Raw genomic sequence first — 14,650 nt, forward strand, 5'->3', positions numbered from 1 at the left:
CTGCGGGCCGGTCAGCTGCGGGCCGGTCAGCTGCGGGTCGGTGAGCCCCGGGCCTCACGAGAAGATCGTGGGCAGGACCGGCTCGCCGTCCTGCAGCCGGGCGGCCGCGGGCGGCAGCTCCGCCACCGAAGCCCGGTGACGCTCGCGGGCGCGCTCGACCCCCGGCGCGCCGGTGTGCTCAGTGCGGATCTTGCCGTCGACGACCAGCGGCACCATCAGCTCGCGGAACGAGTCCGTCTCCAGCTGCGGGGCGTGGCCCACGCCGATCACCTCGGCGTCGGCCACACCGTCGCCGTCATAGGTCCGCACCGGATGCTTCGTGCCGCCCACACTGCGTTTGCCCACCGCCGTCTTGGCGACCGGAACCGGGGCGCCGTCGTCGTCGGTGCGCTCCACCAGCTTGTAGACCATCGAGGCGGTGGGAGCCCCCGATCCGGTCACCAGCTGGGTGCCCACCCCGTAGGAGTCCACCGGAGCGGACTGCAGACGGGCGATCGCGTACTCGTCGAGATCCGAGGTGACGATGATGCGGGTCTCGGTGTTGCCCAGCGAGTCCAGCAGGGCGCGGACCTGATGGGCCTGCTCCACGAGGTCGCCCGAGTCCAGGCGGACCGCGCCCAGCTCCCGGCCGGCGATCTCCACCGCCCGCCGCACCGCCGCCTCGACGTCATAGGTGTCCACCAGCAGCGAGGTGCCCGCGCCGAAGGCCTCCACCTGGGCGGCGAAGGCCTGCTCCTCGGAATCATGCAGCAGGGTGAAGGCGTGCGCCGCGGTGCCCAATGTGGGCAGCTGCCACCGGCGTCCGGCCTCCAGGTTCGAGGTCGCGGAGAATCCGGTGATCACGGCTGCGCGCGCCGCGGCGACCGCTGAGGACTCCTGGGTGCGGCGGGAACCCATCTCCACACAGGGTCGATCGCCCGCGGCCATGGTCATGCGGGACGCGGCCGAGGCCACCGCCGAGTCATGGTTGAGCACCGAGAGCACATAGGTCTCCAGCAGGGTCGCCTCGGCGAAGGTGGACTCCACGCGCAGCACCGGCGAATGCGGCAGGAAGATCTCACCCTCGGCGTAGCCGTGGATGCTGCCGCTGAAGCGGTAGCCGCGCAGGAAGTCCAGCGTCGCGTCGTCGACGATCCGATGGTCCGCCAGGAAGCCCAGCTCCTCGTCCCCGAAGCGGAAGTCCGCCAGTCCCTCGAGCAGACGACCCGTGCCGGCGACGACGCCGTAGCGGCGCCCGGCAGGCAGGCTGCGGGTGAAGACCTCGAAGGTGCAGCGCCGGTGCGCCGCGCCCGAGTGCAGCGCGGCCTGGAGCATGGTCAGCTCGTACTGGTCGGTCAGCAGGGCGGTGGACGAGCTCGGGGCCGGGGACGGGCCGGAGGCCTCGCGGCGGAATGAATCTGTCACGCCCTCCAGCGTAGAATACTCGCCATGAGCTCCGTGGAAGGGTCGACGCTCACCCGTGAGGAGACCGATCTCGAGGCCGAGTTCTCGTCGCTCCCTGAGGTGCAGCGTCCGTATCAGGTCGTCGTCTGGAACGACCCCGTCAATCTCATGTCCTACGTCGCCTGGGTGTTCCGCACCTACTTCGGCCATCCGCGGGAGCGGGCCCACCAGCTGATGCTGCAGGTCCACGAGCAGGGGCGCGCCGTGGTGGCCACCGGAACCCGCGAGCAGGCCGAACGGGACGTCACTGCCATGCATCACTACGGCCTGCAGGCCACCCTCGAGGAGTCCTGACCCGTGGCCACCGCATTCCGCGCCTCATCCCGCGGCTACCGCGCCGATCTGGACGCCCATGAGCGACGCCTGCTCAGCTCGCTGTGCGCCGACGTCATCGAGCTCCTGGAGGCGCGCACCGCCGAGCTCGCCGACGCCTCCGATCCAGCCGGTTCGGGACCCCCGCTCAGCGAGGACCGGGCTGAGAGCACCGAGGAGGCCTCCGTCTTCGCGCACTTCCGCGCCGAGCTGGCCGGACTCGACTCCTCCGAGAGCCTGGAGGCGCCCCAGGACGAGGTCCTGGCCAGACTCCTGCCGGACGCCTCCGGCGACCCCGAGCAGGCCGCGCAGCTGCGCCGGCTCTCCGAGGGCTCGCTGCGGGAGTCGAAGATCTCCGACCTGCGCACCGCCCGCATGCTGCTGGAGACCTCCCCGGTCCACGTGACCGAGGAGCAGGCCCCGCCGTTCGGACGGGCACTCAACGACGTCCGGCTCACCCTGGCCACCCGCCTCGGGATCCGCACCGAAGCCGACGCCGAGACCGTCCACCAGTCCGCCGTCTCCTCCCGGGCCAAGACCACCGAGACGTTCATGGCCGAGATCTACACCTTCATCACCTGGCTGCAGGAGACGCTCTTCACCGCCATGGTCGAGCTCCTCCCCGAGGAAGATGAGCAGGACGAGCAGGACCCCGGCGGGACCCCCGACGCCGACGGCGGGGACCGACGGTGACGGCCCCGCCGCGACCGGAGGCTCCCATCGGCATCTTCGACTCGGGTGTCGGAGGGCTCACCGTGGCGCGCGCCGTGCTCGACCAGCTGCCCGGCGAGTCTGTGCTCTACATCGGCGACACCGCCCGCGGGCCCTATGGCCCCCTGCCCATCGCCAAGGTGCGGGCGCAGTCGCTGGGCGTGATGGACGAACTCGTCGACTCCGGCGTCAAAGCCCTGGTCATCGCGTGCAACTCCGCCTCGTCGGCGGTGCTGCGGGACGCCCGCGAACGGTACACCGCGCGGTACGGCATCCCGGTGGTGGAGGTCATCCAGCCGGCGGTCCGCCGGGCGGTGGCCGCCACTCGGACCGGACGCATCGGTGTCATCGGCACCGAAGCGACCATCGGATCCCGGGCCTACGAGGACACCTTCGCCGCGGCCCCGCACCTGCAGATCACCTCGGCGGCCTGCCCCCGGTTCGTGGAGTTCGTCGAAGGAGGCATCACCGCCTCGCCCGAACTGATCACCCTCGCCGAGGGCTACACGGCACCGTTGCGTGAAGCTCACGTTGACACGCTCGTCCTGGGCTGCACGCACTACCCGCTGCTCACCGGCGTGCTGTCCTATGTGATGGGAGACGCCGTGACCTTGGTCTCCTCGGCGGAGGAGACCGCCAAGGATCTGTTCCGGGCGCTGACCCGCCACGGCCTGCTCAGAGACGACTCCGCCGGCGCGGGGGAGCACGTCTTCCTCTCCACCGGGTCGGCGGCGTCCTTCCACCGGCTGGCCCGCCGCTTCCTGGGGCCCGAGGTCGGGGACGTCCGTCAGCTCGACGACGTGACGGAGACCTATCCGACCGGTGTGATTCCGCAGGTCACCGACGCTATGCTGGCCCGTGCGGCCGCGCAGGCCGGTCCATCGACACCGGCCGCGTCGCCCACCGTCGGCGGAGACACGACCTGAGGGGACGGGGCAGGACATGGAACTGACGATCATCGGATGCAGCGGCTCATTCCCCGGGCCGGAGTCCCCGGCGTCGTGCTATCTGCTCAGCGCCGAGCACGACGGGCGCACGTGGCGGATCATCCTGGACCTCGGCAACGGCGCCCTGGGCAAGCCGCAGCAGCACATCGCCCTGGAGGACCTGGATGCGGTGTGCCTGAGCCACCTGCACCCGGACCACTACATGGACCTGTGCGGCCTCCACGTGGCCATCCGCTGGCGCCCCGGGGGCTGGCCGGGCCCCCACCTTCCGGTGTTCGGGCCGCTGAACACCGATCAGCGCATCGCCAACGCCTACGGCATGGAGCCCGACCCTGGCATGCACCCGGACTTCGACTTCCACAGCTGGAACCCGTGGCAAGTCGAGCAGATCGGGCCCTTCCGCATCACGGCGATCCCGGTGCGGCATCCCATCGACGAGGCCTATGCCCTGCGCGTCGAGGCTCCGGGAGCCGATGGTCGCCTGAGGACGCTGACCTATTCCGGCGACACCGACGCCTGCGACAACCTCGTAGAGGCTGCGCGCGGCACGGACCTGTTCCTGTGCGAGGCCGCCTTCGAGGACGGCCGTGACGACCACATCGAGGGCGTCCACCTCAACGGCCGACGCGCCGGTGAGATGGCCTCCGCCGCCGAGGCGGGGCGCCTGCTGCTGACCCACATCCCCGTATGGACCTCCAAGAAGGTCCTGCTGGAGCACGCGGCCGCCACCTACGACGGCGACATCGCCGTCGCAGTCGGCGGCGTCACCTATCAGGTGGGCGCGCCGACCCCGGCCGTCACCACATCCGTCGCATCATCCCGAGAGGACCGTGAGACCACAGCGTGACTGAGAACCTCCTGCGAGCCGACGGCCGCGCACCCGACCAGCTGCGTGAGATCACCATCACCCGAGGCTGGTCCGGACATGCCGAGGGATCCGCCCTCATCGAGTTCGGTGACACCCGCGTGCTGTGCACCGCCTCCTTCGAGTCGAACGTCCCTCGATGGCTCAAGGGCCGCGGCACCGGGTGGGTCACCGCCGAGTACGCGATGCTGCCGCGGGCCACCAACACCCGCTCCTCCCGCGAATCCGTGAAGGGGAAGATCGGCGGCCGCACCCACGAGATCTCGCGACTGATCGGACGGTCCCTGCGGGCAGTGGTGGACACGGCCGCACTGGGGGAGAACATGATCACCCTGGACTGCGACGTCCTCCAGGCCGACGGCGGCACGCGCACCGCCGCCATCACCGGCGCCTATGTGGCGCTCGCCGACGCGGTGGCGTGGGCTCGGGAGCAGGGCCACGTGGCGGGTCGCGCCGAAGTCCTGACCGGATCCGTGGCCGCGATCTCGGTGGGGATCCTGCCAGACGGCACGCCGGTGCTCGACCTGCCCTACTCGGAGGACTCCACGGCGCAGACCGACATGAACGTGGTCGCCACGGGCGACGGAGAGTTCGTGGAGGTCCAGGGCACTGCTGAAGGAGCCCCGTTCCGCCGGGACGAGCTGGACTCCCTGCTGGACCTGGCTCTGACCGGCACTGCGCGGCTGACTCGACTGCAGCAGGAGGCGCTGGCCTCGTGAGCACCACCTCCGCCCCTCATGGAGCCCGCCTCGTGCTGGCCACCCACAACGCCGGGAAGGTCCGTGAGCTGCGTGCCCTGCTCGCCGACGCCCCCGGGCTGCAGGGTCTCGACCTGGAGGCCGCTGTCCGCGACGCCGCGGCCGCCGGCTGCCCCGTCGTCGCGGAGACGGGCGTGACCTTCGAGGAGAACGCCCTGATCAAGGCCCGGGCCGTGGCCGACGCGACCGGCCTGCCGGCAGTGGCCGATGATTCCGGGCTCGCCGTCGACGTCCTGGGAGGAGCGCCGGGGATCTTCTCCGCCCGATGGGCCGGGGCGCAGTCCTCCGATGCGCGGAACCTGCACCTGCTGCTCGAACAGCTGGCCGACATCACCGCGGAACACCGCGGCGCGGCGTTCGTCTGTGCGGCGGCCCTGGTGACCCCCGATGGCCAGGAGACCACGCGCATCGGCCGCCTCGAGGGGACGCTGCTGGGCGCGCCGCGAGGCGAAGGCGGCTTCGGCTATGACCCCATCCTCCAGCCGACGGGGGAGACCCGCAGCTGCGCGGAGCTGACGATGGCGGAGAAGAACGCGATCTCTCACCGGGGGCAGGCCTTCGCCGCCCTGCGTGAGCACATCGCGGCGGCCCTCCAGGGGGCCGGCCAGCGGTGAGCCTGAACTTCACCGCGGTCGACTTCGAGACGGCCAACGGGTTCCGGGGATCGCCCTGCTCCGTGGGGCTGGTGCGGATCCGCGACGGTGCCGAGGCGCAGACACTGTACCGCGAGCTGAGACCGCCGGAGGGCTACGACCGCTTCGATCCCAAGAACGTCGCTGTGCACGGGATCACCGCCGAGGCCGTAGCCTCTGCGCCGCGCTTCTCCGAGGTGTTCCCCGAGGTCATCGACTTCATCGGCGATGACACCGTGGTGGCGCACAACGCCTCCTTCGACGTCGAGGTGTTCCAGGCCGCCCTGGAGGTCAGCGGCATGGACTCCCCGGGTCTGGAGTCCTGGTGCTCCGTGCAGCTGTCCCGAGCGGTCTACGACCTGCCCTCCCACGCCTTGCCTCGCGCCGCGGCCGAAGCGGGGCATGTGCTCAGCCGTCACCATCATGCGCTCGAGGACGCTCGCGCCTCGGCGGCGATCGTCTGCGACATCGCCTCGCGGACCGGGGCCGCGGACCTCGAGGAGCTCTTCCTCGCCCAGGGCTTGGAGCGGCTGCGGCTTCCTGCCTGGTCTGGGGCACCGGACCGTGTCTCCCGTGCCACCACGCAGGTGCGGGCCATGGGGCCGATCTTCGACTCTCGACTGCGCACGGTGCCGGACGAGGCGCTGCCCGACCTGCTGCGCTGGCAGGACGAGGGCCGCAACCTCCCGCCCGCCGCGGACGCGGATCCCCGGCATCCGCTCTACGGCCAGCACGTGGTCTTCACCGGCGGACTCAGCATTCCCCGACCTGAGGCGAAGCGGCTCGTGGCCGCCCACGGCGGTCAGACGACGTCCCGGGTGACCGCCGGCACCACGATCGTCGTGGTCGGTGACGGGTACACCGTACAGGGGCCCGCGGATCAGGAGCAGCTGCACACGAACAAGGCCCGGGACGCGCTGCGCCGGCGGGATCTCGGGCAGCCACTCCGGGTGCTCGACGAGTCCGAGTTCAGTGGCATGCTGGGACGCGCGTGGCCCGCCGCGACCGAGCCGCCGCCGACGGCGGCCGTGCGGCTCACGCCGGAGCGGTGACCTGCTCCCAGTCCGTGAGCAGAGATGTCCTCAGAACGTCCTCGAGCTCCTGAGGGAGCACCGGAGCTGATGCGGCACCGACGCGGGCGGCACTGTCCTCCGGGCTGTTCTGCTCCACCGGCTTGTCCTGCTCCATCGGCTTGTTCTGCTCCATCGGCTTGTCCTGCTGCATCGAGGCGGCTGTCGCGGCGACCTGGGCCCGCACGACGGCGCGGGCGCCGTCGTCGGCACCGGCCATCAGGTCATCGGCCCGCCGCACGGCCGCCTGTCGCTCGGCCTCGGGCATGTGCGGACGCTGAGCGATGCTCCGGATCAGGCTGATCAGCTCGCGCGCGGCGCTGAGGACCTCGGGATGCCCCTGGGTCAGGGCCAGTGCCTGCTCCGCCCAGCTGAGCAGCATCTGCTCCTCCACATAGGGCACCAGTGCCAGCGGCACCAGACGCACCAGTCCAGCGGCATCGCGGGCGGAGGGCTGGGAGGGCGCCGAGAGGTAGGCCATCTCGCCGTCGGCGAGACCCGCCAGGGAGACCCCACCGGTGTCTGCCTGCAGGCGCAGGCGCGGATGCGGTTCCTGCAGCAGAGCGGCCAGACCGGCGTCGAGCGGTCGTCGCGGAGGCTCAGGGGCTCCATCGGGGAAGGCCCCGGTCAGCAGCCGGTGCCACCGCAGGGAGCTGAGCCACAGGCAGGCCAACGGGTCGGCGGGGACACCCTGGCGCGTCCAGTCCAGCAGCTCCAGGAGGCCGTCCGCGAGGCACAGCTGATGGGCGGCCTCCGCGTGCAGGAGGTGCGTCTCCCGGTCGGGAGCCAGTGCGGCGCTGAGGCCCGCCCGCAGCACCGGGCCCAGACGGCGGATCAGCAGGGCATCGGGGGAGGGTGCGGCGTCTGCCGCGGCAGGACCAGCGGTGGACGGGCTCTGTGCTGACGGGCTCTGATCACTGCTCACGCCCCTACTCTATCGACCCTGCGCTGTCGATCCTGTGCTGTCGATCCTGTGCTGTCGACCCTCCGCTGGCGACCCTGCGCTGGCGAGCTGGTGCGCGCCGTGCGGCGGACGGGTCACACCGTGCGGATACCGTGGTGGCATGCGATGGCTCCACACCTCCGACTGGCACCTGGGACGCGGATTCCACGGCACTTCGCTGCACGACGCGCAGCAGGAGATGCTGGACACCGTCTGCCGCACCGTGGAGGAGCACAGCGTGGACGTGCTGCTCGTGGCCGGCGACGTCTACGACCGGGCCCTGCCTCCCGAGTGGGCGGTCAGCATGCTGGAGTGTTGCCTGCTGCGTCTCGCCGAGGCCGGGACCACGGTGATCATCACCTCCGGCAACCATGACTCCGCTCAGCGGCTGGGCTTCGGCCGGGGGCTGATGGCGGCCTCAGGTGTGCATCTGCGCACGGCGCTCGACGACGCCTGGTCCCCGGTGGTGCTCGAGGACGGATCCGAGACCGTGCTCGTCTACGGCGTGCCGTATCTGGAGCCTCAGCTCGTCAGCTCCCGGCTCGAGCTGCGGCGCGCCACCCACACGGCGGTGATGACCGAGGTCATCGCACGGATCCGTCAGGACGTCGAGCGTCGCCGACGGGAGCTGACGGAGTCAGGGCAGGTGAGGACCGTGCTCATGGCGCACCTGTTCGCCGCCCGGGGAGTGGGATCGGATTCAGAACGGGTGATCGGCGTGGAAGCGCCAGCCGGGGAGCCCGTGGAGCACTCCGAGGAGAGCTCCGGAGGGCTGGCCGTGGTGCCGCTCGAGCTCTTCGACGAGTTCGACTACACGGCCCTGGGGCACCTCCACGGTCGCCAGAGGCTGGCCCCGCGGGTCAGATACAGCGGTTCTCCGCTGCGCTACTCCTTCTCCGAGTCGCGCCAGGCCAAGGGGGCCTGGCTGTGGGACAGCGCGGACTGGGAGGCTATCACCGCGGTGGACTGGGCCATCGGGCGGGGACTCGCCCAGCTGAGCGGGCCCTTGGAGGAGATCCTCGACGAGGAGATGGTCCGCCGCCATCGGGAAGACTTCGTCCAGGTCACCGTCACCGACCCGCAGCGCCCCGAACGCGCCTTCCAACGGACCCAGGAGGCCTATCCGTATCTGGCGACGTTCGTGCATCGGCCTCCGGAGCGTCAGGGCGCGGCCCTGACCTATGCCGAGGCGATGCACCGGGCCGAGACGCCGGGGCAGGTGGTGGAGTCGTTCCTGGAGCACGTGCGGGGTCGCGGGGCCGATGGACAGGAACGGGAGATCCTCGACGACGCCGTGGCGGCGGTGCGGAGGGAGCTCGCCCGCAGCGGGACCGCTGCACCGGGGAAGGAGATTCAGCCATGAGGCTCCACCGACTGACCCTGACGGCCTTCGGCCCGTTCCCGGGCACCGAGGAGATCGACTTCGACGCGTTGAGCGCCGACGGCCTGTTCCTCCTCCACGGACGGACTGGATCCGGCAAGACGACGGTGCTGGACGCCATCACATTCGCCCTCTACGGCGACGTCCCCGGCCAGCGTGACGTCAATGGGCTCCACAGCCACCATGCGCCGCCGGAGCGCGAGCCGGCGGTCGAGCTCGAGTTCACCCAGGCAGACCGACGGTGGCTGATCCGCCGCACCCCGCCGCACCGACGGCCCAGCCGCCGGGCGAAGTCCGGATTCGTCGCCCAGAACCAGACAGTCGTGCTGAAGGTCCACGACGGTGCTCTGTGGCGCGAGGTGACCAGCGGCGTCCAAGCCGCCTCCCAGGAGATCCAGGACATCCTGCCGCTGGACCGCCACCAGTTCACCAAGGTCATCCTGCTGCCGCAGGGAGAGTTCGCACACTTCCTCCATGCGACCAGTACGGAGAAGCAGAAGCTGCTGCAGAAGCTCTTCGACACCAACCTCTACCAGCGTCTCGAAGCTGAGCTCAGCGATCGTGCCAAGACTCTGCGCCAACGCATCGTGGAGGCTGAGCATCGGGTGGAGGTGACCGCAGACACCGTGCGGGCACAGGCCGAGTCCATGCTCGAGCCGGTGCTGGGAGCGGAACTCGCCCGCTTCACCAGCGTGCCGCCCGAAGACCTCGAGGAAGCCGTCCGACTGCTGGGGGCGTGGATGTCCCGGGATCTCGAGCAGCGCGTCGAGCTGGCCTCAGCGGCCGCGGAGAGCGCCTCCGAGCGGGCTGCGGACCTGCAGCGCCGCCGTCGTCTGCTGACTCTGCTGAGCGACCATGAGCAGCGCCAGGCCGACCATGAGGCCCGGCGCGAGGCGGTGGACCAGATCCGTGACCAGCTGGAGCAGCACCAGAAGGCCACCGAAGTGCGCCGGTGGTTCCAACACGCTCAGCAGCTCGCGGAGCACACCGAAGACGTACGGCGCAGGTCGCTGGATCAGCTCCGCGACCTGCGGGACCGGCTGGCCGATCAGGACGACGTCGACGCGTCGTCCACGGCCGCCTCGACACTGACCACCGAGGCCGGCGACCCCGCCCCCTACGCACTGCGGGACCTCATCTCCGAGGTGACGGCCCTACGGGGAGGGTTGGAAGACCAGGACGCCGCCCGTCTCGAATCCCAGCGGCGTCAGACGGCGACTGCACTGACCGCCGCTGAACGTCGGCGTGACGAGCAGAGAGCCGTCCGGCAGGCCGCCGAGGAGGCGATCGCCGCGCTGCAGGAGCAGGAGACGGCGCTGAACGCCCAGTGGCAGGATGCGGAGGAGCTGGACTCCCATCGCGCCGCGTGCGAGAACCTCATGGAGCTCACTCGGCGACGGGTGGAGCTGGTGGACCAGCTGGAGGGCCGGCGGGCCGCCGTCCGCCAGGCGCAGGAGGCGGCCCACCGTGCGGAGCAGGCGGAGCAGATGGCGGAGTCCCGGCGTCGGGAGCTGCTGGCGGATCATCTCCAGGCGGTGGCGCGGCGACTGGCCGCCGACCTGCGTCCCGGCGTCCCGTGCATGGTCTGCGGAGCCACCGAGCACCCCGCGGCAGCCGCGCCGGCCATGCGCCGCACGGCCGCCCTGCCGAGCACGGAGACGGAGGCCGGGCAGCCGGGCGGCGACAGCGTCCCCGAGCCGGGTCCCCACGACGAGCCGGCGAGTGAGGAGACGGCGAGTGAGGAGGACGTGGAGGCGGCGACCGCCCGGGTGCACGAGGCCGCCCGGGAGCGCGCCCGCTCAGAGTCCCTCCTGGAGGCGGCCGAAGCGAGCATGACGGAGATCGAGGACCGTCTGGCCGCGGCCGAGGCCGAGATCCGGGCGGCCGCACCGGAGCAGTCCCTCGGGGAGGGCGGCGCCGCCGTGCGTCGTGATGAGGCGGAGGCCTCCTTCGCCGACGCGCGGCGCAGGCGGGACGCCGCGGACCAGGCGTGGCGCGATCAGCGCCGGCGCGAGGCTTCCAGGACGGCGCTGCGGGAGGACTTGGCCGAGCAGCGGCGTCTCCACGAAGCGGCCGGGCTCGCGGTCGGGCACGCCGCCCAGGAGGTCGAACGGCTCACCGCGGAGCTCGCAGACCGTGATGAGATGCTCGGCCGACTGCGCGGCTCCCACAGCAGCGTCGCCGCTCGGTTGGACGCTCTCGACACCCTGCACCAGACGTGCCGGTCCGCCTCCGAGGGGATCGAGACCTGGCGATCGGCCCAGAAGACGGCGCAGGAGGCCCACAGCGAGGCGCACCGACAGCTGGTGGACTCTGGGCTGGGCACGCGGGAGGCGCTGGACGGCGCGATCCTGGACCCTGCGCTGCGGCGGCAGCACCACCAGCAGGTGGAGGAGTGGGACCGACAGGCCGGACGTCTGGCGCTCGCCGAGGAGTCCGAGGACATCTCCGCGGCGCGGGAGGTCCGTCGCCGCGAGCCGACGACCCCCGCAGAAGATGCGGTCACCGAAGCGGTCGAGGAGGCGAAGGCGGCGTCGACGCGGCGCGACGCTGAGCGGACGGCGCGGGACCGGGCCGCCGACCGTCGGGACGCCGTGGCCGAGGCCGCCGAGAGGCTCCGTGCGGCTCTCGCCTCACGGGACTCCGAGCTGATCGAGCACCGGCGTCTCGCCGAGCTGGCGGAGACGCTCGGTGGAGGCGGGCCGGACAACCCCCGGCGGATGACGCTGACCAGCTACGTCCTGGCTGCCCGCCTCGAGAAGGTGGCTGCGGCGGCCACCCGGCACCTGCAGACCATGTCCGAAGGTCGCTACCGTCTCCTCCATGACGACGCCGAGGGGCCGGGCCGCCGCCACGGGCTGGAGCTGAAGGTCCACGATGAGCACAGCGACCACCAGCGCCCCACCTCCTCCCTGTCCGGAGGCGAGACCTTCATGGCATCCCTGGCCATGGCGCTGGGGCTCGCCGAGGTCGTCCAGTCGGAGGCCGGCGGGATCGGCCTCGAGAGCCTGTTCATCGATGAGGGCTTCGGTTCTCTGGACGAAGAGAGCCTCGACCACGTGATGGTGGCCCTGCACCGGCTCCAGGGCGAGGGGCGCCGGGTGGGGGTGGTCAGTCATGTCACGGAGATGCACCGGGCGATCCCCACCCAGCTGCGCGTCATCCGGCGGCGCACCGGCTCCACTGCGCGGATGGTGCTCCCCGGTGCCATAGACTCCCCGGAACACCCGGTGGGAGGTCCGGCGGACGACGGGCCTGAGGCCGGGACGGAGGTGCTCTCGAGACTGGGAGGCATGGATGCGTAGTCCGGGGCCGGTCGAGTGGCTCGGTGTCGCCGCGCGGGCACCGGCGGCCCTGCTTCCGGCCGGGATGCTCTTGGCCGCGGCGGGCACCGGCTCTCCGATGACGGCCGCGCTGATGACCAGCTTCGCCCTGATCGGCCTGGCCCTGTCGGTGCCGATCGCCGGCGCAGCCGCTGACCGCCACGGTCAACGGCCTGTGCTGCTCGCCACCGCTGGAGCGCACGTCATCCTGCTCGTCCTCGTCCTGGCGGTGCTGCCTCGCCTCCAGCTGACCGCCGCCGGGTCCACCCCGGTCGCGACGGATGCGGCGGACGGTCCCTCATCCCTGGTGGTCTCCGTCGCCGTGATCTTCGCCCTCGGGGCCGGACTGACCGCCCCATCGGCCAGTGCGATGAGCCGGGCCCGCGGGTGGCACCTCCATCATCACCGCCCTGACCTCGGTGTCGGGCTCGGCGCCTGGATGCGCCGCGAAGCGGCCGTGGACGAGCTGCTGCTGGTGCTGGCTCCGGTGCTCGCGGCGCTGCTCAGCGGCGGGCTGGGGCCAGGGGCCGGGCTCATGATGGCGGCGCTGCTGGGAGCGCTCGCAGTCCCTGCCTACGCCATGGACCCTGTGGCGGACCCGCTCTCCGACCCTGGGGATGCGGGCAGGACTGCGGCGGGGGGCTCGGCGGAGGTCCCCGAAGGACCTCTGGAGCCGCTGCGCGTGCCATGGCCGGCGGTGGAGCACGGCCAGCAGATGGTGGCCGGGGCCCGGGGGATGTGTCCGGAACGGCCTGGGGACCCGACCCGGGCCGTGCAGCCTCGTCGTGCAGGGGCCGGCCCCAGCGTCGTCGGAGCTCTCCTCGTCAGCCTGGGGCTCGGTGTGGCGATCGGCGGCTCCGCGATCTCGGCTCTGGTCCTCTCCTCCCAGTCCCACCGTCCGGAGGCCCTGGGCCTCCTCCTGGGACTGTGCGCCGCAGCGGCGATGCTCAGCTCCCGGCGCCTGCCTCGGCGCCTGCGCGCCCTCGACGTCCTGCGGCGGCGCCGGCTCTTCGCGCTGCTGCAGCTGCTGACGGCGGGGCTGCTGACGGCGCTGCTCGCCGTGGGGCCGGCCGAGGGCGGCTCCTGGGTGGGGACGCTGCTGCGGGCCAGCGCGGCGGTCGGGCTCTACCTGATGCTCGGAGCCTCTGCCGGCGTCCTGCTGGTGGAGGTCTACCGGGTGGTCGCTCGACGGGCTCCGACGGCCGAGCTCGTCTCGACTCTCAGCAGCGTGGCCGGCTCTCTGCTCATCGGACTGGTGGTCGGGCTGATCACCGCGGGGCTTCTCGCAGAGGCAGGTGTTGGGGTCTTCAGCTCCGTCGTCGTCATCGCCGGTGCTGCCGCCCCAGCCCTCGTGGCCCTGCGCCGTGGCCAGCGGCTGCGAGGCGGCATGCGCCGCCATGCCGGGCCCCGCCCGGACGGCTCTCAGGGGAGCGCGTCGAGCACAGCGTCCTTGTAGATCCGCGAGGTGAGCACGTTGACGTGGTCGCGACCGGGGACCTCGACAAGACGTGCCGGGTGCCCCGCGGCGACCACCAGCTCTGCCAGACGTGCCGAGCCGGCGGCGATCTCGTCCCGGGCACCGGCCACCACCAGGGTCGGTGCGGCAGGCACGGCTGCTGCGGGGTCGAAGGGTGTCCGGGCGACCGCGAGGAGCAGCTCCACCACATGCGGAAGATTCTGGTCGGGCATGGCGGCGGCGACGGTCACCACCGATCGCGTCAGCGGATCCTGGGGGACGACGCCGTCGCGGGCCCACCGGCGCGCCGCCTCAGCGTCGAGCCCGGCCAGTCGATCGGCGGCCGGGGCGCCGCCGACGATCAACGAGGCCACGAGCTCCGGGTGAGCGGCCGCGAGCTGCCAGGCCAGCCGTGACCCCAGGGAATAGCCGTGGACCGCGATGGCGTCGCCCGAGGGTTCATCGGCCACCATCTCGGTGCTGAGTCCGTGGAGGTCGTCGAGCAGGTCCTGCACGCTCAGTCCGGTCGGGTCGACGTCGGCCGAGGAACCATGCCCGGGGAGATCCACGGCGAGCACGCTGCGGCCCTGGGCGGCCAACGGATCCAGCCAGCCCGTCTTGACCCAGTTGTAGAGCACGTTCGACGCATAGCCGTGCACCAGAAGCACCGGTGCCCTGTCGGCGAAGGGCCGACGCCACAGGTGCGCCGTGAGACCCGACGGGGTGCGCCAGGTCTCGGGTGCGGGATGCAGGAGTCGGGACACGTCAGCCTCTCTCAGACAGGACACCGGTCCATGGCGGCCTCCGAT

At 71.8% G+C, this 14,650-nt stretch carries 13 protein-coding genes; 10 read left to right on the forward strand and 3 right to left on the reverse strand.

The window, feature by feature from the left end:
* Nucleotides 1–54 precede the first annotated feature (54 nt).
* Nucleotides 55–1,314 (reverse strand): nicotinate phosphoribosyltransferase, encoded by a 1,260-nt coding sequence (locus ABD658_RS10240; protein WP_425574504.1) that lies wholly within the window; start codon nt 1,312–1,314, stop codon nt 55–57.
* A gap of 114 nt (nt 1,315–1,428) precedes the next feature.
* Here ABD658_RS10240 and clpS point away from each other — a divergent pair, with 114 nt between their 5' ends.
* From clpS to ABD658_RS10275, 7 genes are read left to right on the forward strand one after another with little or no spacing between them, the layout of a single operon-like run.
* A complete protein-coding gene (clpS, locus tag ABD658_RS10245) occupies nt 1,429–1,737 on the forward strand; it encodes an ATP-dependent Clp protease adapter ClpS (protein ID WP_070162090.1) in 309 nt (102 codons plus the stop codon).
* 3 nt (nt 1,738–1,740) lie between these two features.
* Nucleotides 1,741–2,448, forward strand: coding sequence for a DUF2017 domain-containing protein (locus ABD658_RS10250; RefSeq protein ID WP_344681821.1), 708 nt, complete (start codon nt 1,741–1,743; stop codon nt 2,446–2,448).
* Nucleotides 2,445–3,392: a glutamate racemase gene (murI, locus tag ABD658_RS10255; RefSeq protein WP_070162086.1), complete on the forward strand. Its 948-nt coding sequence runs from the start codon at nt 2,445–2,447 to the stop codon at nt 3,390–3,392. Before ABD658_RS10250 ends, murI begins: the two co-directional genes overlap by 4 nt.
* Before the next feature lie 16 nt (nt 3,393–3,408).
* The gene (locus tag ABD658_RS10260) at nt 3,409–4,260 is read left to right on the forward strand and encodes an MBL fold metallo-hydrolase (protein ID WP_344681819.1); all 852 of its coding nucleotides are present in this window, start codon (nt 3,409–3,411) and stop codon (nt 4,258–4,260) included.
* Entirely contained in the window at nt 4,257–4,997 is a 741-nt protein-coding gene (gene rph / locus ABD658_RS10265; protein WP_344681817.1) for a ribonuclease PH, read from the forward strand. The genes ABD658_RS10260 and rph overlap by 4 nt, the downstream gene beginning before the upstream one ends.
* Nucleotides 4,994–5,650 (forward strand): RdgB/HAM1 family non-canonical purine NTP pyrophosphatase, encoded by a 657-nt coding sequence (rdgB, locus tag ABD658_RS10270; RefSeq protein WP_344681815.1) that lies wholly within the window; start codon nt 4,994–4,996, stop codon nt 5,648–5,650. The genes rph and rdgB overlap by 4 nt, the downstream gene beginning before the upstream one ends.
* A complete protein-coding gene (locus tag ABD658_RS10275) occupies nt 5,647–6,720 on the forward strand; it encodes a 3'-5' exonuclease (RefSeq protein WP_344681813.1) in 1,074 nt (357 codons plus the stop codon). The genes rdgB and ABD658_RS10275 overlap by 4 nt, the downstream gene beginning before the upstream one ends.
* On the opposite strand, the gene ABD658_RS10280 is transcribed toward ABD658_RS10275, so the two are convergent.
* On the reverse strand, nt 6,704–7,663 hold the full coding sequence (locus ABD658_RS10280; protein ID WP_344681811.1) for an ADP-ribosylglycohydrolase family protein: 960 nt from the start codon (nt 7,661–7,663) through the stop codon (nt 6,704–6,706). The two genes, ABD658_RS10275 and ABD658_RS10280, sit on opposite strands and share 17 nt — an antisense overlap.
* A gap of 139 nt (nt 7,664–7,802) precedes the next feature.
* On the opposite strand from ABD658_RS10280, the gene ABD658_RS10285 reads away from it, so the two are divergent.
* From ABD658_RS10285 to ABD658_RS10295, 3 genes are read left to right on the forward strand one after another with little or no spacing between them, the layout of a single operon-like run.
* Nucleotides 7,803–9,044 carry an exonuclease SbcCD subunit D gene (locus ABD658_RS10285; RefSeq protein WP_344681809.1) on the forward strand — a complete coding sequence of 414 codons (1,242 nt, stop codon included), beginning with the start codon at nt 7,803–7,805 and terminating at the stop codon, nt 9,042–9,044.
* A complete protein-coding gene (locus ABD658_RS10290) occupies nt 9,041–12,367 on the forward strand; it encodes an AAA family ATPase (protein ID WP_344681807.1) in 3,327 nt (1,108 codons plus the stop codon). The genes ABD658_RS10285 and ABD658_RS10290 overlap by 4 nt, the downstream gene beginning before the upstream one ends.
* Complete coding sequence (locus ABD658_RS10295) at nt 12,360–13,841, forward strand: hypothetical protein (protein WP_344681805.1); 1,482 nt, start codon at nt 12,360–12,362, stop codon at nt 13,839–13,841. Before ABD658_RS10290 ends, ABD658_RS10295 begins: the two co-directional genes overlap by 8 nt.
* Here ABD658_RS10295 and ABD658_RS10300 read toward each other — a convergent pair.
* Nucleotides 13,808–14,605, reverse strand: a complete 798-nt coding sequence (locus ABD658_RS10300; RefSeq protein ID WP_344681803.1) for an alpha/beta fold hydrolase — start codon at nt 14,603–14,605, stop codon at nt 13,808–13,810. The genes ABD658_RS10295 and ABD658_RS10300 overlap by 34 nt on opposite strands.
* Between the last annotated feature and the right edge of the window lie 45 nt (nt 14,606–14,650).

It is taken from the genome of Nesterenkonia aethiopica (assembly GCF_039534665.1).
GTDB lineage: Bacteria > Actinomycetota > Actinomycetes > Actinomycetales > Micrococcaceae > Nesterenkonia > Nesterenkonia aethiopica.

What these genes read in the sequence shown, in the direction of transcription:
- ABD658_RS10240 (WP_425574504.1), bottom strand. Translation starts at nt 1,314, where the DNA reads ATGCTCCAGGCCGCGCTGCACTCGGGCGCGGCGCACCGGCGCTGCACC.
- clpS (WP_070162090.1), top strand. Translation starts at nt 1,429, where the DNA reads ATGAGCTCCGTGGAAGGGTCGACGCTCACCCGTGAGGAGACCGATCTC.
- ABD658_RS10260 (WP_344681819.1), top strand. Translation starts at nt 3,409, where the DNA reads ATGGAACTGACGATCATCGGATGCAGCGGCTCATTCCCCGGGCCGGAG.
- ABD658_RS10285 (WP_344681809.1), top strand. Translation starts at nt 7,803, where the DNA reads ATGCGATGGCTCCACACCTCCGACTGGCACCTGGGACGCGGATTCCAC.
- ABD658_RS10290 (WP_344681807.1), top strand. Translation starts at nt 9,041, where the DNA reads ATGAGGCTCCACCGACTGACCCTGACGGCCTTCGGCCCGTTCCCGGGC.
- ABD658_RS10295 (WP_344681805.1), top strand. Translation starts at nt 12,360, where the DNA reads ATGCGTAGTCCGGGGCCGGTCGAGTGGCTCGGTGTCGCCGCGCGGGCA.